Consider the following 22,299-nt stretch of genomic DNA (forward strand, 5'->3'; position numbering starts at 1 on the left):
CCTGCTTACTTCAATGACTCGCAACGCCAGGCAACCAAAGACGCCGGGCGGATTGCCGGCCTGGAAGTAAAGCGCATTATCAATGAGCCAACAGCAGCCGCACTGGCCTTTGGTATGGATAAAAAAGAAGGCGACCGGAAAATAGCGGTGTATGACTTGGGTGGCGGCACTTTTGATATCTCCATTATTGAAATTGCCGAAATTGAAGGCGAGCATCAATTTGAAGTATTAGCGACGAACGGTGATACTTTCCTCGGTGGTGAGGATTTTGATTCGCGCGTGATTGAATACCTGGTTGATGAATTCAAGAAAGAAACCGGTATTGATCTGAAAAAAGATATGTTGGCATTACAGCGTTTGAAAGATGCCGCAGAGAAGACCAAAATTGAATTGTCATCCAGTCAACAAACTGAAGTTAATTTGCCGTATATCACTGCCGATGCGTCCGGCCCTAAACACCTGGCTGTCAAGATAACCCGTGCCAAGTTGGAAAGTCTGGTGGAAGAGCTGATTGAACGCACAGTTGGGCCATGCCGTACTGCAATTAAAGATGCCGGTTTATCCGCTTCTGATATTGATGATGTGATTCTGGTCGGCGGGCAGACCCGCATGCCCAAAGTGCAGGATAAGGTTAAGGAAATATTCGGTAAAGAACCGCGTAAGGATGTGAATCCCGATGAAGCGGTTGCTGTCGGTGCGGCTATTCAAGGCGGTGTGTTGCAAGGGGACGTCAAGGATGTTCTATTATTGGATGTGACACCTTTGTCTTTAGGTATCGAGACGCTCGGCGGCGTGATGACCAAACTCATCCAAAAAAATACTACCATTCCGACCAAAGCACAGCAGGTATTTTCCACCGCAGAAGAGAATCAGACCGCGGTAACCATTCACGTATTACAGGGTGAACGTGAAATGGCGTCGGGAAATAAAAGCCTGGGGCAATTTAATTTGAGCGATATTCCGCCCGCACCGCGCGGAATGCCTCAAATTGAAGTGACATTTGATATCGATGCCAACGGTATTTTGCATGTATCAGCGAAAGACAAAGCGACCGGCAAGGAAAACAAAATCAAAATCCAGGCAAGTTCCGGTTTGTCGGATGACGAAGTTGAACGTATGGTAAAAGATGCAGAAGCGCATGCCGAGGAAGATCATAAGGCATTGGAATTGATTTCCAGTCGCAATCAGTGCGATGCCATGATCCATTCTGTTAAGAAATCTCTGAAAGAGCATGGCGATGAGCTGAGTGGCGATGAGAAATCCAAGATTGAGGCTGCATTGAAAGATGCGGAAGAAGTGCTCAAAACCGATAAAAAAGAAGATATTGATGCCAAAACTCAGGCATTGACTGAAGCTGCGCATAAACTGGCTGAGAAAATGTATCAACAAAAAGATCAGCCGGATCAACAAGCACAACCCGGTGCTGGATCTTCGTCCGGTCAACATGAAAAACCGGTAGAAGGCGAGGTGGTTGATGCAGAGTTTGAAGAAGTCAAAAATAAGAAATAGATTTTGGTAGAGAAATCAAACGCAGAGGCGTAAGAGAGGATTCTGAGATCTTTTCTGCGCGCTCTGCGTTTTAGTGTTTAATTTTTATTCCAGTAGCAGGAAATCAATATGAGTAAGCGCGATTACTATGAAGTACTCGGTGTCAGCCGTGATGCCGACGAAAATATCATCAAGAAAGCCTATCGCAAGTTGGCAATGAAATATCACCCTGATCGTAACGCCGGTGATGTTAAATCAGAAGAAATGTTTAAAGAAGCCAAAGAAGCTTATGAAATATTGACGGATGCTAATAAGCGCGCTGCTTACGATCAGTTTGGTCATGCGGGCGTTGACGCCAGTGCCGCAGGTGGCGGTGCGCAGGGATTCAGTGATGCCTTTAGCGATATTTTCGGAGATATTTTTGGCGGCCGCGGCGGGCGCTCGAATATGCACCGGGGTGCTGATTTACGCTATAACCTGGAGATTTCGCTGGAGCAAGCGGCACATGGAACCGAAACGAAAATTCGTATTCCTACCATGGAAAAATGTGAAACCTGCCATGGTGATGGCGCCAAGCCAGGTACTTCACCTAAAACGTGTCCTACCTGCAATGGTCATGGGCAAGTCAGAATGCAGCAGGGATTTTTCTCTATCCAGCAAACATGCCCCAAGTGTCAGGGCAACGGCAAAATTATCGCGAGTCCGTGTACAACGTGTCATGGCGTGGGGCGTGTAAAACAACATAAAACATTGAATGTAAAAATTCCAGTGGGTGTTGATGATGGCGACCGTATTCGTGTTTCAGGTGAAGGCGAAGCTGGCTTGAATGGCGGCCCGCCTGGAGATTTATATGTGGTGATTCATTTATCGGCACACTCGGTTTTTCGTCGTGAGGGTGATCACTTACATTGTGAAATACCGATTAGTTTTAGTGTCGCCGCATTAGGCGGGGAAATTGAAGTGCCTACTTTGGAAGGGCATGCCAAAATTAAGGTGCCGGCGGAAACGCAAACAGGGAAAATTTTCCGCTTACGCGGTAAAGGCATCAAAGGTGTACGCAGTCATGACAAAGGCGATTTACTCTGCCATGTGATTGTGGAAACTCCGGTCAAACTGACGGCGCGTCAAAAAGAACTCTTAGAAGAACTCGAGGCAATTAGCCTGAAAGATGGTCCTCGTCACAGCCCTCGGGCTAAATCATGGATGGATAAAGCCCGTGAGTTCTTTTCGGAATGATCGTAAAGCCCTATCCTGCTTCGTGAAAAAATAGCTACCTTATGAATTGGTAATCATTTCATACAGCTTATCTTTATGTGAAAGGCGTTTCTTCTTTAATTCTTCCAGATATTCGTCAGAGGGATTTTCAACGCCTTCCTCAATTCTAAGGATTTCGCGATTAATGTCATGATATTCCTCAAACAGGCGTGCAAAATGGTGGTTGCTGCCCTTTAATTCGTGGATTCGGTCATGGTATTCCGGGAATTCATGGTGTAAATCATGTTTTTCTAGCATTAGAGACTCCTTCCTGATAACTGTTATAAGCTAATTCTGGGCTAATTGCAGGGAATACGTGCTGATTTGGATCAAAACTCAAGTGGATCCACATCCAATATCCAACGAATTCTATGCGTAGGCAAGGTGTTAATTTGCATAGACCATTGTGCAAGAAATTCCTGCAATTGCTTGCGTGACGCTGATTGTACCAGTAAGTGCGCGCGCTCCAAACCTTTTAAGCGCAGCATTTGTGCCGGTACCGGATCGAATATCTCTACTGATTCAGGTGGGTTGGCAAGATGTGCAGCTTGGCTAAGAAAATCCAGTACCGTTTTAATATCATGGGCTTCAGCGCGTAATAATGCTTGATAAACATAAGGCGGGAACTCGGCCATTTTTCTTTCAGTCAGGAGGGTTTGTGCCAATGCATCATAATCGTGCCGCTGCAAAGCCTGATACAGTGGGTGATCAGGAAATTCGGTTTGAATCAGCACGTGACCGGCGACATTGGCGCGTCCGGCGCGTCCGGCGACTTGCATCAGCTGTGCAAATAAGCGTTCACTGGCGCGAAAATCGGTGCTGTACAGCGAAGTATCGGCATGCAAGATTCCCACCAGTGATAGATTAGGAAAATCATGTCCTTTGGCGAGCAATTGCGTGCCAACCAGAATATCAACTTGTTGCGCATGGATCGCTTGTAGAATATCCTGCCAGGCGTTCTTACGGCGAATGCTGTCGCGATCGATGCGCAAAATCCGTGCGGTTGGAAAATGCATTGCCAATGTTTCTTCCACGCGCTGAGTGCCTTGCCCGAACGGGGCAATATCCTGATTCCCGCATTGCGGACAAGCACGTGGAAAGTGTTCTTGATGGCCGCAATGGTGGCAGCATAATTGCTTATCGCGCAAATGCACCACTAAGCGGCTGGAACAGCGTTGGCAGATTGCCGTCCATCCACAGGATTTACACAACAGTACGGGCGCATAGCCCCGCCGGTTGATAAAAACAAGGCTCTGATGTTGCTCTTTGAGACATTGATCCAATGCCTTGATAAGTGGCTCCGATAAGCCTTCCTGAATCTTATTGACGCGCGTATCAATGCATTGAATGAGGGGCAGAGCAGCATTCTGCACGGCGCGTGAGCGCAATCGCACATGCCGGTAACGGCCGGTGAGCGCGTTGTAATAGCTTTCCAATGACGGGGTGGCGGAACCCAATACCACCGGAATATTCATTTGCCTGGCACGAAAAATAGCCAGATCGCGTGCGGAATAGCGCAATCCATCTTGTTGTTTGAAGGAACTGTCTTGTTCTTCATCAACGATGATCAACCCTAGGTTTGGTAGCGGGGTAAAAACTGCCAGGCGTGTTCCCAGTATGATTTTAGCCTTACCCTGTTGTGCTTGCAGCCAACCCGACAAGCGTTCCGTATCGTTGAGCCCGCTATGCAGATTGACGAGAGGAACGGTGGGGAAGCGTGCGCGAAAAACCGCTTCCAGTTGTGGCGTTAAGCTGATTTCCGGTATGAGTATCAGCGCTTGCCTGCCTTGTGCCAGCACAGATTGGATGACTCGAAGATAAACTTCGGTCTTGCCGCTACCGGTAACGCCGTGCAGTAACCAAGTATTGAATTGCCGGGTGTCAGTGGTGATGGCATTTACAGCAATTTCCTGCTCGGGAGTCAAGGTTGGAATTTCTATAGTCTTTGTTACCGCAACGGCAGGGATAGGGAGTGCTGCTACCCATCCCAGGTGTATCCATTCTTGTAATAATTTGGTGGCGCGTGGTGAGATTTGTTTGGCTTGATGGCTGGTTAATGTGGCTGTTTGGTGAAGTTCGGTGAGTAAGCGACGAGCAATGCGGCTACGCGCCGGAATACTGGACAAATCAATCTGTTTTCCCATGTCGGTAAGGCTGAATGGGTGGTTGTTCGAGGCTTCTTTCAGTTTGGCAGATTTGTTGTTGCGCAGTTTGACGGGTAAGCTGTTCATGATCACCATACCGAGCGGATGATGATAATACTGACTGCAAAAATGGAATAAATCCATGAGTGCGGCGGGGAGTGGTTCTATTTCGCGAAAAATGCCGTACGCGGATTTCAGTTTCTCAATAGGAACCAGAGTTTCTGTACTCATGGCGATAATGACGCCGGTAATTCGTTTTTTTCCAAAAGGTACGCAGGCACGTAAGCCTACATCGTGTTGGGTTGCGTCATCCGATAGGTAATCGAACACTGTGTCGACTGGAACATTAAGTGCGACACGGATGATCGGCATAAGCAGTGTAAAGACGGATTAATTCAATTGGATATCGCTTGAGACGGGTTACTCACCGGGGATCTGATGCATTCCCGGCGAGTAACTGATATGAGGGTTATTAACAATCCGATTTATTTGGAAACCCGATAAACCGTGACGGATTCTTCGCCTTTCTTGTCCAGCTTGGCGCTGTTTCCGTCTGAGTTGATCGAAAAGCCGGTTGGGGTATTGTTGTCTAAATCAGAAAAACCGGCACAGCCGTTGGTGTTGTAGGTAAAGCTCGATAAGTTGAGTCTACTGGCACCCTTGTCATAGTTGTAGGAAGCAAACTCGATGCCGGGTTTCCCGCATTTTGCCTGATCTTCACGTTGTGTCGCACCGGTCGGATCAATCATCAGGAATTTGCCATTGGGAAAGAAAACCAGGGTTTGCGTCTTGATGGTGTCACTGTCATAAGCCCAGGCGCCCACGATACCATTCGCATCGTTGTCAATTTTTGAATAGCGTGTTTCTTTGATTTCTCTTTCTACGACTTCATTTTCATCGCTCAGTTGGATCGGTTTGGCGATATGGAAAAGTTCTCCAAACACACTGGTTTCTGCACGTGCTCTTTGCACAATGACGATATCGGAGTTGATCAACTCAAAACCATCGGTGCGAACGCGCCGGGTTGGCCCTGGATGTGAGAAACCGGCTTTTAAATTGGTATCTACAGAAGGTATACTAATCAGCTTAAATCCGCGATTATCAAAATCATCAGCTTTAGCGACGCCATATTCAACACCGGATTGAAAGATGGTTTTGCCACCGCAAACCCGGTTTTCATCGCAGGAATCATCCGTTCTGGCGTCGCCTTGCAGGTATTCACCGCTGCTGTCAGCGGCAACTCGCAGCACGCTGGCCGTTTGGTTGGTATAACTCACCCAGATCTGGGCGCTGAGGAGCGCAACGCCTTGCGAAAGAAAGTGTGCGCGAGCCTCTTCGGGAGTTCTGACTTCGCCGTCAATACCGCCGGCTGCCATGATACTTTTCAAATTGGCGGAATCGGCAAATGTTTCCGGACTGCTTTCCAAATTGATGGACCCCTTGACGGCAGCGGCTGTTTCACTCGAAATGGAAATGCCGTTTGAAAGGTTGCTATCCGAATCCAGAGACTGCAGCAGAACCAGCAGATTCTGCAATTTATTGTCACTATCGCCGGCCAACTCAATCGGCGTCACAATTTGTGAACCCTGGATATTGCCCAGTGTCAAACCGCCCAATTTGAATTCGATTTTGTCACCGTGGTTAAAATTAAATTTACCTGCGTCATCGGTTACACCGGATTTGCCGGAAGTAGCGGCATAGGATACGCCGGCAACGGCGGAATCGACTAAAATACCAGTGGCTGGGCCGGTAGGCATGGATCTATTCGTCGTCGTTGATGATGATGCGGAGGACGACGTTGCAGCTGTTTTGTCGTCACCACTATCACAGGCGGTTAAACCGACAATGAATACAGTGGATAACAGGTATGCCCATGAATTTTTTCTCAACTGGTGTGTAAATTTCATTAAGATGCTCTCTTTTGATTAATTAAATAATTCAATCTTGTACAATTTGCATTCTTTGTACGCATGATAGGTTAGTAGATGAATACTGATATTTTACTATCAACATTGCTATTATAGCCATGCAATCGTTTTTTCGTCTTAACTTGCGTAAATGGGTTTTAAATTTTGGTCTTTTCGTGTATTTTCGCCGCTCATTTTTTATTTGGGAGAATATAAGGTATCAATATGTCTAACATGGCTGAAATCTCACAACTGACAGAGATGTCAGTCCAGCTTCCTGTTGATTGGTACTTGGATCCACAGATCCTTGAGGTTGAAAAACGCATCCTGTTTGATCAAGGATCGAGGTACGTGGGACATGAGCTCATGGTACCCAATGTTGGGGACTATTATGTACCAGAATGGATGAATAATGCCAAAGTATTGGTGCGTAATGAGCAGGGTATTGAGCTACTTTCCAATGTTTGCCGTCATCGACAGGCGGTTTTGCTGAAAGGCAAAGGCACAAGCAACACCAAAAGTATTGTGTGCCCCATTCATCGTTGGACGTATGCATTGAATGGTAAATTGTTGGGCGCGCCGCATTTTGATCGGAATCCTTGCTTGAATTTAAGCATGACACCATTGCAAAGCTGGAATGGTTTGTTGTTTAGCGGCAAGCGTAAGGTTTCACAGGATATGGCCAAACTGAGCGTGCTGAAGGATTTTGATTTTTCCGGCTATCTGTTGGATCGCGTGCAGATGGATCACTATGCCTGCAACTGGAAAACATTCATTGAAGTTTACCTGGAAGATTATCATGTCGATCCATTTCATCCGGGTTTAGGTCATTTTGTGAATACCGAGAAGCTCGAATGGGAATTTGGCGATTGGTATAGTGTGCAGACGGTAGCTATCAATAATGCGCGGTTACAGAAACCGGGCAGTTCGGTCTATGCCAAATGGCACAAACAGGTGTTACAGCAAACGGAAGGAGAAATGCCGCCATACGGGGCGATATGGTTGCTTTATTATCCCAATATCATGCTGGAATGGTATCCCCACACACTGGTAATCAGCACGATATTGCCGACAGGTGTCGAAAGTTGTATGAATGTGGTTGAGTTTTATTATCCGGAAGAAATTGCGTTGTTTGAGCGCGATTTTGTTGAAGCGGAGCAGGCTGCTTATAAAGAAACCGCGTTGGAAGATGATGAAATTTGTAAGTCGATGACTGCCGGCAGGCGTGCATTATATGAGCAGAATCTGAATGAAACGGGACCGTATCAAATGCCGATGGAAGCCGGCATGGAACGTTTTCATCAATTTTTGCGTCGGGAAATCGGGCCGCATATTTGATCATCGTTTAACTGTAATTTCTGTGTTCTAGGAAGATTAAGCAAGTGCGTTCATTGTGGATGTTGGTGGCTGCCTTTATGTTTGCCTGCATGGGTGTGCTGGTCAAGCTGGGTGCTGCCCATTTTTCCAGCACGGAATTGGTATTTTACCGCTCGTTGTTTGGCGTCTGGATGACTTATCTGATCATCCGTTACTATCGCCTCTCGGTGCGCACGCCGCATTGGCGGATTCATTGCTGGCGTGGCATTACCGGCTTGGTCAGTCTGTTGATGTTCTTTTATTGTCTGACGCAATTGCCTTTGGCCACGGCTATTTCTCTGAATTACACCTGGCCGCTTTTCGTTGCGCTGTTTTCCACCCTGATCCTGAAAGAACACATACAGTGGCCGTTAATTTGTACTATTCTGCTTGGTTTTATCGGAATCATTTTACTGTTGCGCCCGACATTGCCTGAAGGTGATTGGGTGGCCGGTTTGATGGGCATGGCTTCCGGTTTTTTTGCAGCAATTGCGTATATCAATGTCAAGCAGCTGGGTAATCTGGGCGAATCGGAATGGCATGTGGTGTTTTATTTTACTTTGATCAGTACGCTGCTGACCGGTGTGTGGTTGTTGTTTACAACATTCAGCCCGGTTACCTGGCATGGCTTGCTGTTGCTACTGGGTACCGGCATGACGGCAACATTGGCGCAATTGGCCATGACACGCGCTTATCATCAAGGCGCGACATTGCTCGTGACTTCGTTAGGCTATAGCACCGTGCTATTTGCGAGTCTTTGGAGTGTCCTGCTATGGAATGAAGTGCTATCACCAGTTGCGTGGTTGGGGGTGGGATTGATTATTCTGGGTGGGTCGCTCAGTGGTGTTTTGAGTTTTAAACTGCCGGCCGCCATTCCACAAAAGTAATTTTATGGCAAAATTTGCACCATCCCGTGTAATTGCCTATGATGAGCTTGTTATTATTTGAGGTGGAGCCATGATTACTATTCAAAAGAAAAACAATCTGATCATTGTTGCGGTAATTGGTGAATTTACGTTGACTGACTATAAAGAATTTGAGCAACAGGTGCTTTATCAGTCACACTTTGACGGCAAAGCAAACCTGTTATTCGATTGGCGCGATATGCTGGATTACACCGTTGATGTTGCATGGGAGGAGATAAAATTCATGCGGGATCACGGTAGCGATTTTAATCGGGTTGCTGTGGTTACTGATGATGAATGGCAGGCATGGGGAGCTTGGGTTTCCAATCTTTTTATTAATGCAAACGTATCAGTATTCAGCAACTATGAGGAAGCCGAGGAATGGGCTTCTGATACGGTGGATAGCTGACAGTTGGCTGTTATCTTGAATACTTGTTCGTGAATATGCTGTATTCAATGAATCTTAAAAAGATACGGCATATTCCAATTCGGATTTCTCTGTAGGTAATAAAAAGACGTATGGATGAGCTTGTTTTTGCCAGAGTATTCCATGTGCTGGGTGTAATTCTCTGGATTGGTGGTGTTGCGATGGTTACGACAGTACTATTGCCCACATTGGCACGTATGCAATCGGCAACTGAGGCGATGGCTTTTTTTGCGCAATTCAGGCGGCGATTCGCTGCACAAGCACGTTTTTCCACATTATTTGTGGGCGTAACGGGTTTTTACATGGTGTATGTACTGGATGCCTGGCAACGCTTCACACAATGGCAGTACTGGTGGATGCACACCATGGTGCTGATCTGGTTGCTATTTAGCGTGATGTTGTTTGTCATGGAACCGCGTGCACGCCGACGACAAACTGCCGGATCCATACAGGAAAATGTTTCCGCAGAAACATTCGCCAGAATTCAACGCAAGCACTTGCTGTTACTAATATTGAGCTTGATTACCATCGCCGGCGCGGTGGCAGGTAGTCATGGCTGGGTGATATCCGGAAATTGAATATGGACTACGCATTGCTAAAAATGATTCATGTAGGCAGCGTTATCGTGAGTTATACACTATTCTTTCTGCGCGGCATCTGGTTGTTACAGGACTCGAAAAACCTAGGCCGGCGCTGGGTAAAAATCCTGCCGCATGTCGTGGATACTATTTTATTAACCAGTGCTGTGGCACTGGCAATGACCATTCAGCAAAACCCGTTGGAGCATTCCTGGCTAACCGCCAAGGTAATCGGCTTACTGTTCTATATTGCCCTAGGCATGATGGCCATGCGATTGGGTAAAACCCGGCAAACAAAAATTATTGCCTGGATTGCAGCACAGTGTGTATTTATCTATATCGTATTGGTTGCGTTGACCAAGAGTCCGGTATTGGACCTCTTCTAACGAGCAAGATCGCTTCGACCCCGAAGAATACCACGTCAATTGATGGATTATTCCCATTTTTACCTTGAAAAAGCTGGGTATGGCCAAGCGCAAGCGATATCAAATCTGGTGAATCTGACCTATCGCGGAGAAGCAGGTTGGACCAAGGAAACCCAAATTATTCAAGGTGACAGAACCAACCGGCAGGAAATAGAAATTGCCCTATCTAAACCCAATGCACATTTTTTAGTTGTCAATCAGCCGCAAGCATTGGCTGCATGTATTTATGTCGCCAAAGAACAAGCGCATGCATACATCGGTTTCTTCTCAGTTCATCCCAGTTTACAAGGAAAAGGGCTCGGCAAGCATGTGCTCAAGCAAGCTGAAACATTTGCTCAGAGAAATATGGGGGTACAAAAATTTGTCATGTTTGTGGTGTCACAACGTCCGGAATTGATCGCCTTCTACGAACGCAGAGGTTATTCACGCACCGGCAGAATCGAAGCTTATCCACTGAGTTTGGGTATCGGTGTACCGAAAGTTGCTGGATTAACGATTGAATACCTTGAGAAGATTATTTGACCGGATACAGCTTATCTTGATTGAGTAGGAACTGATTCTATATTTATTCTTACTACAATAACATTACTTGTTGTGGTTGTTTTTCTTGACATTTTCTTAACATTTACCGTGATATTGTGCGTAGCGCATGTAGTAAAAATGTGATCAAAATTATTTATAGATGAGGAAATCATGCTTATAAAACTTTTTATGGTTGCTGTACTGAGCTTAAGTGTTTCTTGTTTTGCCGAATCAGGAGGGAATCAATCAAAATCATTGATTGATGCAAATCAACAAACACAATCATCGTCTGATACAAGCCAACAATCACAATCTTCGAAGTCTGATTCATTAATAAAAAAGAGAGATGCTCAATCAACTGAAGATTCCAATTCTAAAAAGAAACCACCAATGATTGAGTATTGTAGACAGCATCTTTGTTAATTCAGAATTACTTGAAATAGGAGTTAATTAATGAAAACTAAAATATTGAGAAATCTGGCTTCTGCAATTTTTACATGCTATGCAACCATTGCTTTTTCTGCTCCACCGCATTGGAGTCATGATGAACAGCCAACATGGTGGGCAATTGAGGATACATCTCAGGACGTGCCTCTGAAGTACCCCTTTGCTGAATGTGGCGTAGGCAAGCACCAATCCCCGGTTGATCTTGCTGCGGCAACAATAAACAACGCAAAGGTATTGAATAGACTGCAGGCTTTGTACGATATTGATACACCGACCTTCTTCAATAGTGGCCATGGTGTGCAAGTAAATACCTCGCTTGATTATACGGGCGTGTTGAAAATTGGAGAAGAGTCTTATCCACTCATCCAGTTTCATTTTCATGAACCCAGTGAACATGTCGTAGGCGATAAAAAATTTCCAGCCGAGTTACACTTTGTTCATATCAATGATGATGGAAGAATAATAGTGCTTGCTACCGCTATAGATATTGGAGATGCAAATCCAATATTCCAAACGATTCTGGATAATACCCCGCATGAAGAAGGGGTGCAGAATTCGAATACTGGCATACAGATCAATCCCGCACTTTTGCTTCCCGCGCTTGATCATGAGAATTTAGATTTTTATACTTTTGCAGGTTCTTTAACTACCCCTCCATGTAGTGAAGGGGTGCAATGGTATCTTCTATCAAAGATTATCACGATATCAGCAGCGCAACTGGAACAACTGAAAGGGTTCTACACCAATAATGCGAGATTACCTCAAGATCTAAATGGGCGGGCTGTATTGTCGACAGAGTAATCTTAATAAGGAAAAAATCGTAGCAAGCTAGGCGACTTGCTTAGTTGTTCCTAATAGGACTGCAAGTACTTGATAGTAAAAACGATAATCTGTTATTTATCCCTGATTTTCCGTTAAAAGGATCTCTAATGGAAAATCAGGGGTGAAAGCCACATAACTATGAAAATATAGATACTTCTGATCATTTCTCAATTACACGTAACCACCAGTTTTTAGTGCTTAATTACACTTTCTATTAGCTTATCTTCAGTGGTTGGCTGCATAGATGATGATTGCTGGGTAATTGGAACGGAAAGTAATTCTGGTTTATGCTCCAGTGCTAGATCAAGTACCTGATCTATCCATTTGACGGGATATATGGTTAGCTGATTCCTCACATTTAAAGGAATATCAGTTAAATCTTTAATATTCTTATCAGGAATAATTACTCCTTTGATGCCACCGCGATGTGCGGCCAGTAGTTTTTCCTTTAAACCACCTATCGGAAGTACTTCACCTCTTAAGGTAATCTCGCCTGTCATCGCTACATCGGCTCTCACGGCAATATTTGTCAGAACAGATACCATTGCGACACATATACCGATGCCCGCACTTGGGCCATCTTTGGGCGTAGCCCCCTCTGGGAGATGTATATGGATATCGTTCTTTTGATAGAAGTCTTCAGGTATACCTAACAAATGGGAGCGACCTCGAACTACAGAAAGAGCAGCCTGTATAGATTCTTGCATCACTTCACCTAGCTTCCCAGTAGTAATGGTTTTGCCTTTTCCTGGCAATACAACAGCCTCGATAGTCAATAACTCACCACCCACTTCTGTCCAAGCTAAGCCGGTTACTTGCCCAACTTGGTTTTTTTCTTCAGCAACGCCATATGTATAGCGTCTTACTCCTAAAAATTTGTCTAGGTTACGTGATGTAACAACTACTCTATTTTTCCCTTTCTTAAGTAACATTGCTTTTACAGCTTTCCGGCAGATCTTGGAGATTTCTCGTTCCATTGCTCGTACACCGGCCTCTCTCGTATAATAGCGAGCGATATCCTGTAAAGCAGAATTTGAAATAGTCAGCTCATTTTCCTTGAGGCCATGATTCTGCATCTGCTTAGTTAATAAATAGCGCGTAGCTATATTCAATTTCTCGTCTTCTGTATATCCCGATAGCTGAATTACTTCCATACGATCAAGTAACGCTGGAGCAATATTCAGAGTATTGGCTGTTGCCACGAACATGACGTCGGATAAATCATATTCCACCTCAATATAATGATCTACGAATGTATTATTCTGCTCTGGATCAAGAACTTCTAACAAGGCAGAAGATGGGTCTCCACGGAAATCCATGCCCATCTTATCTACCTCGTCGAGTAAAAATAGTGGATTCTTGACACTCACTTTACTCATATTATGTAAGATCTTACCTGGCATTGATCCGATATAAGTTCGGCGATGTCCACGAATCTCAGCCTCATCTCGAACACCGCCAAGTGACATGCGTACAAACTTCCTGTTTGTGGCATGCGCAATCGATTGGCCTAGCGAAGTTTTCCCAACACCAGGAGGGCCAACGAGGCAAAGAATAGGAGCTTTCATTTTAGTTACACGTTGTTGTACTGCCAAATACTCAACAATTCGTTCTTTAACTTTCTCCAAACCATAATGATCTTTTTCAAGTGTCGCTTCAGCTGCTTTTAAATCATGATTAATTTTGCTCTTCTTTTTCCATGGTAAAGCCACTAGTGCATCAATATAATTACGTACTACTGTTGCTTCTGCGGACATGGGAGACATTAAACGGAGTTTTTTTAACTCTGATTCAGCTTTAGTGTGCGCTTCTTTAGGCATTTGAGCAGACCTGATCTTTTTCTCAATTTCTTCTAGATCTGCGCCATCCTCACCTTCACCCAATTCTTTTTGAATGGCTTTAACCTGCTCATTAAGGTAATAATCACGTTGGCTCTTTTCCATCTGGCGCTTGACTCTGCCGCGAATGCGTTTTTCAACTTGCAGTATATCAAGCTCAGTTTCCAATAAACCTAACAAATGCTCTAAACGCGTGGATACCTCAAAAATTTCTAGTACTTCCTGTTTCTGTTCAAGCTTTAATGGTAAGTAGGCTGCAATAGTATCTGCTAAACGTCCAGCATCATCTATGCCACTCAACGAGGTAATAATTTCGGGTGGGATCTTCTTGTTGAGTTTTACGTATTGATCAAACTGGGTCAAGATAGCACGCCGCATTGCCTCTGCTTCAGAGTTATTATCGACATCCGATGGTACTTGCGATGCCCTACCCGAGAAGTGAGTTTCAGAATCAATTAATTCCAGAATACGAGCACGATAATTGCCTTCCACCAAAACCTTAACAGTTCCGTCAGGCAGTTTCAGCATTTGTAATAAGCTAGCAACGCTACATACATCATAAAGATCCCCCGGTGCAGGATCATCTTTAGATGCTATTTTCTGAGCAACAAGTAGAATGTTTTTATTCGACTCCATTGCAAGCTCAAGCGCTTTAATGGATTTCTGTCTTCCCACAAACAGCGGAATAACCATATGAGGAAAAACAACCACATCACGTAACGGTAGAAGCGGCAGAATCAAATGTTCAGAACTATCATCTAAAGAGGTCATATCTACTCATCTATAAAATTTACAACGCGTTAATAAGGTATGTACATCAATAAGAAAAATCAAGACAGTATTACTTCAAACCCAAACGAAAACAATCAAAATAGAAAATACATATGCACATGTTATTCTTATTGGTCCTAATAGATTACTGCTTCTTAACCAATTGAATTATTTAGAACGCTTGGCAATTTTTGGCTGATCTGAGTAAATTAATATCGGTTTAATATCATCGTTGGTTGAATTATGATCAATGACTACTTTAGAAATATTTTCTAACGAAGGAAGATCGTACATAATATCCAATAGAATTTCTTCTAGAATTGAACGCAAACCACGTGCACCTGTTTTACGCGTTAAAGCTCTTTTCGCTATTGCTTTGAGAGCCGGTTCTCGAAATTCTAGATCAACCCCTCCTTCCATATTAAACATTTTCCAGTATTGTTTGACGAGAGCATTTTTAGGTTCCGTTAGAATTTGAATTAATGCGGCTTCATTGAGCTCCTCTAGCGTTGCAACAACTGGTAAACGCCCTACAAATTCAGGGATTAAGCCAAATTTAACTAAATCTTCTGGTTCTATTTGCTGAAGAACCTTATTTATATCCTTTCTGTTATGATTTTTTACATCAACACCAAAGCCAATCCCACTTTTCTCGGTACGTGCTCTAATCACTTTATCAAGGCCATCAAATGCACCACCACAAATAAATAAAATATTGGTGGTATCCACTTGAATAAATTCTTGATTAGGATGCTTTCGTCCTCCCTGAGGAGGAACCATAGCAATGGTGCCTTCGATTAATTTTAATAGTGCTTGCTGAACACCTTCACCTGAAACATCACGTGTAATTGATGGATTATCCGATTTTCGTGAGATCTTATCTATTTCATCAATGTATACAATGCCTCGCTGTGCTTTCTCCGCATCATAATTACATTTTTGAAGTAATTTCTGAATAATATTCTCAACATCTTCACCGACATAACCTGCTTCGGTTAAGGCTGTGGCATCTGCCATAATGAAAGGTACATCCAATAGCCGAGCTAAAGTTTGTGCGAGTAGAGTTTTACCTGATCCAGTCGGGCCAACGAGCAGAATATTACTTTTTGAGAGCTCAATATCATCTGCATCATCCGATTTTGCTACGTTTCTCAAGCGCTTATAATGATTGTAGACTGCCACAGATAATATTTTTTTTGCTGATTCTTGTCCAATCACATATTGATCGAGTATCTGGCATATTTCTCTCGGTACAGGTAAGTTTGACTTCACCAGCTTTGTTGACTCATCCCCTTGCATTTCTTCACGGATGATGTCATTACATAAATCAATACATTCATCACAAATAAATACAGAGGGACCTGCAATAAGTTTCCTTACTTCATGCTGACTTTTGCCGCAAAAAGAACAATAAAGAAGTTTCTCGCTACTCGCTTTGTCTGGCATATTTTTATCCCACAGTAACCGAGTTTAAATACCCGTGATTAAAAAAATTGTTCAAGTATTCCACTTTAATTTGTACTTTCTTCCCTATGTGCTAATACCGCATCAACTAAACCATAATTTACTGATTCAGCTGCACTCATAAAATTATCTCGATCCGTATCTTTTTCTACATCGGATACTGGATGCCCCGTATGCTTTGCCATGATTTCATTTAATCGCGCTTTAAGATACAAGATCTCGCGCGCATGTATCTCAATATCGGAAGCTTGCCCTTGAAACCCGCCCAGTGGCTGATGAATCATTACGCGCGAATTTGGTAAACAATAACGTTTTCCTTTCGCTCCTGCAGTTAGTAATAATGCTCCCATACTTGCTGCTTGCCCAATGCATAAAGTGCTTACATCTGGTTTAATATATTGCATTGTGTCATAGATAGCCAAACCTGCAGATACAATGCCACCAGGTGAATTAATATAAAAATGTATATCTTTTTCTGAATTCTCGGACTCTAGAAATAGAAATTGTGCAACAACCAGGTTTGCACTCGCCTCTGTAACAGGGCCAACCAAAAATACAACCCTCTCCTTTAATAAGCGCGAATAGATATCATACGCACGTTCACCGCGCCCGCTCGTCTCTATCACCATGGGAATCAAACCCAGATTCATAGGCTCTGTATTTAGCATATTATCAAGTAGTCGCGTCATTTCTGGATATCCCCATCAACTCATCAAATGTTACAGTTTTATCTATTAAATTTATTTTATTGAGCGCCCAATTTACTACATTTTCTTCTAACGCTAATGATTCGGCTTCTTGTAAACGCTCTGAAGAAGCATAATGCCATTTAATAACTTGTTCCGGGTTCTCGTAGCTTTGTGCTGCATCTTCTATTATATTTCTAACCTGTTCACGCGTAGCTTTCAGCGCATGCACTTTTACGAGTTCTGAGAGGATTAGACCCAATTTAACTCGATATTCTGCCTTTTCTTTAAAAAAATCTGGTGCAAACGGTATTTCTTCAGTTTTCATCCCGCGTGCTTCAAGATTATTCTTTGCATTTTTCATTAGCCGTTCTATTTCTTGGTTGATTAGAACGCTGGGAGCGGCAATCTGTGTGGTATCCAATAATGATTGCATAATTTGTTCTTTAATTTTTGATCTGACTCGCTTAGAAACTTCACGCTCCAGATCCTGTTGAATTCCTTCATGTAATTTTTTCATATCCCCATCGGGGATGCCTAGTAGCTTAGCAAAATCAGCATCCACATTTGGTAACCTAGGCTCTTCAAGCTCATTTAGTTTTACTTCAAAAATGGCGATTTTTCCAGCAACGCTCTTGCCATGATAGTCTTCCGGAAAAACAACATCAAATGATTTATTGTTACCTACTTTCATACCAATAAGCGCAGCTTCGAAATCCTTAAGAAATTTCCCATCCCCAATTATCAACTGGAGATCAGTGGCTTTTCCACCTTCAAAATCAACACCATCTATTGTGCCATGATAATCGATCTTAACCCGATCACCTTTTTTTGCTGCGCGAGTAACCGGTTCATATGTCACACGTTGTTTACGGATCATCTCCAGAGTCTTGTCAATATCGGCATCCTCTATTTTTACATTAGGTCGATATATGCTTTGTTTGTCTAGATCACCGATAGTTATTTCAGGATAAACTTCAAATGTTGCGCTGAATATATAATGTGCATCATTATTATTTAGTGATTTTGCTTCAAATTTCGGATATCCAGCAACTTGCAAATTCAATTCCTTGATGGTATCTGTGAAATCCTTATGTATGGCATCATTCAGAACGTCTTGTTGAACTTGCGCGCCATACATTTGTGTAACCATTTTTAATGGGACCTTTCCAGGACGGAAGCCATGTAGCTTGGTAGTCTTTACCAATCGTTTTAGGCGATTTTCAATTTCACCCTGCAATTTCTCTACAGAAATTGTAATGTCGAAGCGGCGTTCCAATGCACCGAGGTTTTCTATGTTTGATCCCATTAAGATTCCTGACTGATTAAATATTTCTCAACACAGCACATACTATCCATTCGCCATTTTAATTCTATGATATTTGCCGAATAGGATAGTTCTGCAATACTTGAACAACTTGGTGCGAAAGGGGGGACTCGAACCCCCACACCTCTCGGCGCCAGAACCTAAATCTGGTGCGTCTACCAATTCCGCCACTTTCGCATTTTCTTTTATCTTACAATCTTGGTAATTATACCTTTTAATCCCGCTAACCGCAGCCAGATCATTCATTTCCCTGACAAAATACTATTTCGCCACTCATTCCTTTACTATCTGGTCCCATCAAATACAAATAAGTTGTCATTAAATCTTCAGGCTGTCGCATCGTTTGCTTAACCTCGCCTGGATGAGTTTTAGCACGTTGTGGTGAATTCACAACTCCAGGCACAATGGCGTTGATACGCAAATTTGGCATAACCTCCCACTCATCAGCTTGAACTTTCACTAAAGCTTCAATACCCGCTTTCGCAACCGTAAACCCTCCCCAATAAGCTGATGGGTTATGCCCATGAGAACTCGATGTCATAATAACGCTGGCATCAGGAGCAGCTTTTAGTAGAGGTAAGCATGCCTTAGTCAGGGCAAAAGGCACAATCAAATTAACGTGCAATAGTGTTCGCCATTGCTCGACAGTCTGATTTTCTGCCGGACTCAAGCCATATAAAAATGCGGCATTATGCAAGATTCCATCCAGTCGCCCCAATTGTTGCTCTATTGCCTGAGCTATTACTACAAAATCCTTGTCCTGGGCATTCTCTAAATTAAGCGGATAAATGAGTGCTTGTGCTTTCCCTATCGCCTCAATTTCATCATAAACACGTTCTAGTTTTTCCACTTTACGCCCGTGCAAGATTGCCGTTGCGCCATGATTTGCATAAGCTATTGCCGCAGCTCGCCCCAAGCCTTGCCCAGCACCCGTGATAAGAATTACACGATCTTTAAGCAGATTCTGCGGTGCTAAGTAACTTTCTAATTTTTTCATAATTGGAATTTATCACGATAAGGCACTTTTAGAGAAAAAATAAAACACCTGATAAGTGTCCCTATTTCCCATTTGTGCCAATAAAGACAAAAAAACAGACCCCATATTTTCTGGGGTCTGTTTTTTTTTGATATCAATTATCGAGTAATCTGAACAGATACCATTTTACATATCCATACCACCCATGCCGCCCATACCACCCATGCCGCCCATACCACCAGCTGCTGCAGTATCTTCTTTAGGCAGCTCCGCAACCATTGCATCAGTAGTTAACATCAAACTCGCAACTGAAGCTGCATTTTGCAGAGCGGAGCGCGTAACTTTTGTTGGATCCAGAACACCCATCGATACCAGATCTCCGTACTCACTTGTTGCTGCATTGTAGCCAAAATTACCTTTGCCTTCAGCAACTTTGTTCACGACAACGGATGGCTCATCACCACAATTGATTACGATCTGACGCAGTGGTTCTTCAAGAGCACGTAAAACAATCTTAATGCCTGCATCCTGATCATGATTGTCGCCTTTAGTTTGTTTGACAATTGGGATGGCACGTAACAATGCCACGCCACCACCAGGAACAACACCTTCTTCGACCGCTGCTCGTGTTGCATGTAACGCATCTTCAACCCGCGCTTTTTTCTCTTTCATTTCGACTTCAGTAGCAGCACCAACTTTAATAAGTGCGACACCACCCGCCAGTTTGGCCACGCGTTCCTGCAGCTTCTCTTTATCATAATCACTGCTAGCTTCTTCTATTTGAGCACGAATCTGTTTAACACGGCCTTCAATGTTACTAGCATTACCTGCACCATCAATAATCGTTGTATTTTCTTTACCAACTTCGATGCGCTTGGCTTGCCCCAGATCATTCAACGTAGCTTTCTCTAAAGTTAAACCAACTTCTTCAGCAATCACTGTCCCGCCTGTTAGAATCGCAATGTCTTCCAGCATGGCTTTACGACGATCACCAAAACCTGGTGCTTTAACGGCACAGGTTTTAAGAATGCCGCGAATATTATTCACAACTAAAGTTGCCAGTGCTTCGCCATCGACATCTTCAGCGATAATCAGTAATGGTTTACCTGCTTTAGCTACTTGCTCTAATATGGGCAACAAGTCACGGATATTAGATATCTTTTTGTCATGCAATAAAATAAAAGGATTATCCAGCAAGGCAATTTGTTTCTCTGCGCTACTTACAAAGTAAGGGGAGAGATAGCCACGATCAAACTGCATACCTTCGACCACTTCCAGTTCATTTTGTAACCCTGATCCATCTTCCACAGTGATTACGCCTTCTTTGCCAACTTTGTCCATTGCATCAGCAATGATCTTGCCTATTTCATTATCAGAGTTTGCAGAAATGCTGCCAACTTGAGCAATTTCTTTGGCTGTCGCACATGGTTTTGACAGTTTTTTCAGCTCACCAATGGCTGCAGTCACTGCTTTGTCAATCCCGCGTTTGAGATCCATTGGATTCATACCTGCAGCAACATACTTCATACCTTCTTTAACGATAGCCTGAGCCAATACCGTTGCAGTAGTGGTGCCGTCACCGGCCACATCAGATGTTTTACTGGCTACTTCTTTTAGCATCTGTGCGCCCATATTTTCAAATTTATCTTTCAGTTCGATCTCTTTAGCAACTGAAACGCCATCCTTGGTAATGGTCGGCGCACCATAAGAACGATCCAATACTACATTTCGGCCCTTTGGTCCTAAGGTTACTTTTACCGCATCGGCTAAAATATTAACACCAGCTACCATTCTATGACGCGCTGAATCACCAAACTTCACTTCTTTTGCTGACATAACTGTTCTCCTAATTTCTCAAAATATTGTCTCTGGTAAGTAATTGGATCAATGCGCTTAACCTTCAACCACACCCATAATATCTTCTTCCCGCATCACTAAAAGCTCCTCGCCTTGAACCTTGACAGATTGCCCGGCATATTTACCAAACAATACCTTGTCACCAACCTTAACCTCTAGCGGACGAACTTTCCCATCATCACCAACCTTACCTTTTCCTACTGCTAGAATTTCGCCTTGATCGGGTTTCTCTGCTGCACTGTCTGGAATAACAATACCTGATGCAGTTTTACGCTCATCTTCTAATCGCTTGACGATCACGCGATCATGCAAAGGACGAATTTTCATGCTGTTTTCTCCTGTTAAAATTAATAATTCGTAGTTTATGCAATGGCTTGCAATTCATTTGAAGAGTTTCTGAAACAATTAGAGTTGTAATATTACAAGAATTATTAGCACTCATTAACTATGAGTGCTAATAATAGGATCTATCCTCAAGAATTTCAAGAGTGGCAAATAAAGAATTTTTGTATGTTGTTGTTGTAAGGAAGAAAATAAATCTGGAATAAAAACGTAACAAAAGCGGAATTATATAAATGCTCGTTTAGTCAAAACTAAATAAAAAATTTAGTAGAACTTATTTTTTATTCATTGACTGTACTTTCTGATCGATTCGATCCAATTCACTCTCCCACCAGGAAATTGCCTTATCCAGAACACAACGTTGATCTTGTCCCTTAAACGGCCCTGAGTTGATTGTGTAGTGATAAGTGGTCGACGATTGATTGCCCAGGTAGATCTTAACGCCCTGACCAGCTTTGGTACTGTATTCCTTAAGTATCGTGTTTCGCTCCTCTTCAATAAATTCCCAAAAGATGTCAGGATTAGGTTTACCCTCTTTAAGCGCTGTCCACCACGATTTAATTTCATTTTTATATTCATCACTTCGTGCCCCATCCACTTTCGCAAGAACATGACCAACAGCACGAAGCAGCACAACTGCAAGTATCCAGCGACGTCGCCATTCTCCACCTTGTATTCCGTCTACAAGATCGCCGGTCGCATCACGACAATCTTTAAGTACTTTACGAGCAGCTTCAGTCATTTCGCACTCTCCTTCCATTAA

Annotated in this window: 21 protein-coding genes and 1 tRNA gene; 10 read left to right on the top strand and 12 right to left on the bottom strand. The window is 43.4% G+C overall.

Going from position 1 to position 22,299, the window contains the following annotated elements:
- Both dnaK and dnaJ read left to right on the top strand, forming a co-directional pair.
- Nucleotides 1–1,509, top strand: a 1,509-nt coding sequence (dnaK, locus tag Q0K92_RS09840; protein WP_297325632.1) for a molecular chaperone DnaK, incomplete at its 5' end; no start/stop codon positions are given.
- A 108-nt stretch (nt 1,510–1,617) separates the two neighbouring features.
- Nucleotides 1,618–2,724 carry a molecular chaperone DnaJ gene (gene dnaJ, locus Q0K92_RS09845; protein ID WP_297325633.1) on the top strand — a complete coding sequence of 369 codons (1,107 nt, stop codon included), beginning with the start codon at nt 1,618–1,620 and terminating at the stop codon, nt 2,722–2,724.
- A 39-nt stretch (nt 2,725–2,763) separates the two neighbouring features.
- On the opposite strand, the gene Q0K92_RS09850 is transcribed toward dnaJ, so the two are convergent.
- The 3 genes from Q0K92_RS09850 to Q0K92_RS09860 form a co-directional block, all read right to left on the bottom strand.
- Complete coding sequence (locus tag Q0K92_RS09850) at nt 2,764–3,000, bottom strand: DUF465 domain-containing protein (protein WP_297325634.1); 237 nt, start codon at nt 2,998–3,000, stop codon at nt 2,764–2,766.
- 71 nt (nt 3,001–3,071) lie between these two features.
- Nucleotides 3,072–5,258: a primosomal protein N' gene (locus tag Q0K92_RS09855; RefSeq protein WP_297325635.1), complete on the bottom strand. Its 2,187-nt coding sequence runs from the start codon at nt 5,256–5,258 to the stop codon at nt 3,072–3,074.
- Nucleotides 5,259–5,371: 113 nt separating this feature from the next.
- Nucleotides 5,372–6,793: an adhesin gene (locus Q0K92_RS09860; RefSeq protein WP_297325636.1), complete on the bottom strand. Its 1,422-nt coding sequence runs from the start codon at nt 6,791–6,793 to the stop codon at nt 5,372–5,374.
- A 225-nt stretch (nt 6,794–7,018) separates the two neighbouring features.
- Here Q0K92_RS09860 and Q0K92_RS09865 point away from each other — a divergent pair, with 225 nt between their 5' ends.
- The 8 genes from Q0K92_RS09865 to Q0K92_RS09900 all read left to right on the top strand — a co-directional run bounded on the left by Q0K92_RS09865 (nt 7,019) and on the right by Q0K92_RS09900 (nt 12,254).
- Complete coding sequence (locus tag Q0K92_RS09865) at nt 7,019–8,131, top strand: aromatic ring-hydroxylating dioxygenase subunit alpha (protein WP_297325637.1); 1,113 nt, start codon at nt 7,019–7,021, stop codon at nt 8,129–8,131.
- Nucleotides 8,132–8,190: 59 nt separating this feature from the next.
- Nucleotides 8,191–9,036, top strand: a complete 846-nt coding sequence (locus Q0K92_RS09870; RefSeq protein ID WP_297325661.1) for a DMT family transporter — start codon at nt 8,191–8,193, stop codon at nt 9,034–9,036.
- A 70-nt stretch (nt 9,037–9,106) separates the two neighbouring features.
- Nucleotides 9,107–9,463 (top strand): STAS/SEC14 domain-containing protein, encoded by a 357-nt coding sequence (locus tag Q0K92_RS09875; RefSeq protein WP_297325638.1) that lies wholly within the window; start codon nt 9,107–9,109, stop codon nt 9,461–9,463.
- A gap of 110 nt (nt 9,464–9,573) precedes the next feature.
- Entirely contained in the window at nt 9,574–10,059 is a 486-nt protein-coding gene (locus Q0K92_RS09880; RefSeq protein WP_297325639.1) for a hypothetical protein, read from the top strand.
- Nucleotides 10,060–10,061: 2 nt separating this feature from the next.
- Nucleotides 10,062–10,445 carry a SirB2 family protein gene (locus Q0K92_RS09885; protein ID WP_297325640.1) on the top strand — a complete coding sequence of 128 codons (384 nt, stop codon included), beginning with the start codon at nt 10,062–10,064 and terminating at the stop codon, nt 10,443–10,445.
- A gap of 42 nt (nt 10,446–10,487) precedes the next feature.
- On the top strand, nt 10,488–11,006 hold the full coding sequence (locus Q0K92_RS09890; protein ID WP_297325641.1) for a GNAT family N-acetyltransferase: 519 nt from the start codon (nt 10,488–10,490) through the stop codon (nt 11,004–11,006).
- Nucleotides 11,007–11,177: 171 nt separating this feature from the next.
- Nucleotides 11,178–11,429, top strand: a complete 252-nt coding sequence (locus Q0K92_RS09895) for a hypothetical protein (RefSeq protein ID WP_297325642.1) — start codon at nt 11,178–11,180, stop codon at nt 11,427–11,429.
- A gap of 30 nt (nt 11,430–11,459) precedes the next feature.
- Entirely contained in the window at nt 11,460–12,254 is a 795-nt protein-coding gene (locus Q0K92_RS09900; RefSeq protein WP_297325643.1) for a carbonic anhydrase family protein, read from the top strand.
- Between the two features lie 212 nt (nt 12,255–12,466).
- Here the strand turns inward: Q0K92_RS09900 and lon are convergent, their stop codons facing one another.
- From lon to Q0K92_RS09945, 9 genes are all read right to left on the bottom strand, one after another.
- Complete coding sequence (gene lon, locus Q0K92_RS09905) at nt 12,467–14,884, bottom strand: endopeptidase La (protein ID WP_297325644.1); 2,418 nt, start codon at nt 14,882–14,884, stop codon at nt 12,467–12,469.
- A gap of 168 nt (nt 14,885–15,052) precedes the next feature.
- Nucleotides 15,053–16,330 carry an ATP-dependent Clp protease ATP-binding subunit ClpX gene (gene clpX / locus Q0K92_RS09910; RefSeq protein ID WP_110336959.1) on the bottom strand — a complete coding sequence of 426 codons (1,278 nt, stop codon included), beginning with the start codon at nt 16,328–16,330 and terminating at the stop codon, nt 15,053–15,055.
- Between the two features lie 65 nt (nt 16,331–16,395).
- Nucleotides 16,396–17,037 carry an ATP-dependent Clp endopeptidase proteolytic subunit ClpP gene (clpP, locus tag Q0K92_RS09915; protein WP_297325645.1) on the bottom strand — a complete coding sequence of 214 codons (642 nt, stop codon included), beginning with the start codon at nt 17,035–17,037 and terminating at the stop codon, nt 16,396–16,398.
- Entirely contained in the window at nt 17,021–18,343 is a 1,323-nt protein-coding gene (tig, locus tag Q0K92_RS09920; protein WP_297325646.1) for a trigger factor, read from the bottom strand. Before tig ends, clpP begins: the two co-directional genes overlap by 17 nt.
- 110 nt (nt 18,344–18,453) lie before the next feature.
- Nucleotides 18,454–18,538 (bottom strand) — tRNA-Leu (locus Q0K92_RS09925).
- A 61-nt stretch (nt 18,539–18,599) separates the two neighbouring features.
- A complete protein-coding gene (locus Q0K92_RS09930; protein WP_297325647.1) occupies nt 18,600–19,358 on the bottom strand; it encodes a YciK family oxidoreductase in 759 nt (252 codons plus the stop codon).
- A gap of 165 nt (nt 19,359–19,523) precedes the next feature.
- Nucleotides 19,524–21,173 carry a chaperonin GroEL gene (gene groL / locus Q0K92_RS09935; protein WP_297325648.1) on the bottom strand — a complete coding sequence of 550 codons (1,650 nt, stop codon included), beginning with the start codon at nt 21,171–21,173 and terminating at the stop codon, nt 19,524–19,526.
- 57 nt (nt 21,174–21,230) lie between these two features.
- The gene (groES, locus tag Q0K92_RS09940; RefSeq protein WP_297325649.1) at nt 21,231–21,521 is read right to left on the bottom strand and encodes a co-chaperone GroES; all 291 of its coding nucleotides are present in this window, start codon (nt 21,519–21,521) and stop codon (nt 21,231–21,233) included.
- Between the two features lie 289 nt (nt 21,522–21,810).
- Nucleotides 21,811–22,278: a hypothetical protein gene (locus Q0K92_RS09945; protein WP_297325650.1), complete on the bottom strand. Its 468-nt coding sequence runs from the start codon at nt 22,276–22,278 to the stop codon at nt 21,811–21,813.
- Nucleotides 22,279–22,299: the final 21 nt, after the last annotated feature.

Origin of the sequence: Nitrosomonas sp., assembly GCF_024282095.1 — a bacterium.
In the GTDB taxonomy this organism is placed as follows: domain Bacteria; phylum Pseudomonadota; class Gammaproteobacteria; order Burkholderiales; family Nitrosomonadaceae; genus Nitrosomonas.

Coding starts and splice junctions, on each gene's coding strand:
- dnaJ (WP_297325633.1), top strand. CDS start 1,618: ATGAGTAAGCGCGATTACTATGAAGTACTCGGTGTCAGCCGTGATGCC.
- Q0K92_RS09850 (WP_297325634.1), bottom strand. CDS start 3,000: ATGCTAGAAAAACATGATTTACACCATGAATTCCCGGAATACCATGAC.
- Q0K92_RS09855 (WP_297325635.1), bottom strand. CDS start 5,258: ATGCCGATCATCCGTGTCGCACTTAATGTTCCAGTCGACACAGTGTTC.
- Q0K92_RS09860 (WP_297325636.1), bottom strand. CDS start 6,793: ATGAAATTTACACACCAGTTGAGAAAAAATTCATGGGCATACCTGTTA.
- Q0K92_RS09865 (WP_297325637.1), top strand. CDS start 7,019: ATGTCTAACATGGCTGAAATCTCACAACTGACAGAGATGTCAGTCCAG.
- Q0K92_RS09870 (WP_297325661.1), top strand. CDS start 8,191: ATGTTGGTGGCTGCCTTTATGTTTGCCTGCATGGGTGTGCTGGTCAAG.
- Q0K92_RS09875 (WP_297325638.1), top strand. CDS start 9,107: ATGATTACTATTCAAAAGAAAAACAATCTGATCATTGTTGCGGTAATT.
- Q0K92_RS09880 (WP_297325639.1), top strand. CDS start 9,574: ATGGATGAGCTTGTTTTTGCCAGAGTATTCCATGTGCTGGGTGTAATT.
- Q0K92_RS09885 (WP_297325640.1), top strand. CDS start 10,062: ATGGACTACGCATTGCTAAAAATGATTCATGTAGGCAGCGTTATCGTG.
- Q0K92_RS09890 (WP_297325641.1), top strand. CDS start 10,488: ATGGATTATTCCCATTTTTACCTTGAAAAAGCTGGGTATGGCCAAGCG.
- Q0K92_RS09895 (WP_297325642.1), top strand. CDS start 11,178: ATGCTTATAAAACTTTTTATGGTTGCTGTACTGAGCTTAAGTGTTTCT.
- Q0K92_RS09900 (WP_297325643.1), top strand. CDS start 11,460: ATGAAAACTAAAATATTGAGAAATCTGGCTTCTGCAATTTTTACATGC.
- lon (WP_297325644.1), bottom strand. CDS start 14,884: ATGACCTCTTTAGATGATAGTTCTGAACATTTGATTCTGCCGCTTCTA.
- clpX (WP_110336959.1), bottom strand. CDS start 16,330: ATGCCAGACAAAGCGAGTAGCGAGAAACTTCTTTATTGTTCTTTTTGC.
- clpP (WP_297325645.1), bottom strand. CDS start 17,037: ATGACGCGACTACTTGATAATATGCTAAATACAGAGCCTATGAATCTG.
- tig (WP_297325646.1), bottom strand. CDS start 18,343: ATGGGATCAAACATAGAAAACCTCGGTGCATTGGAACGCCGCTTCGAC.
- Q0K92_RS09930 (WP_297325647.1), bottom strand. CDS start 19,358: ATGAAAAAATTAGAAAGTTACTTAGCACCGCAGAATCTGCTTAAAGAT.
- groL (WP_297325648.1), bottom strand. CDS start 21,173: ATGTCAGCAAAAGAAGTGAAGTTTGGTGATTCAGCGCGTCATAGAATG.
- groES (WP_297325649.1), bottom strand. CDS start 21,521: ATGAAAATTCGTCCTTTGCATGATCGCGTGATCGTCAAGCGATTAGAA.
- Q0K92_RS09945 (WP_297325650.1), bottom strand. CDS start 22,278: ATGACTGAAGCTGCTCGTAAAGTACTTAAAGATTGTCGTGATGCGACC.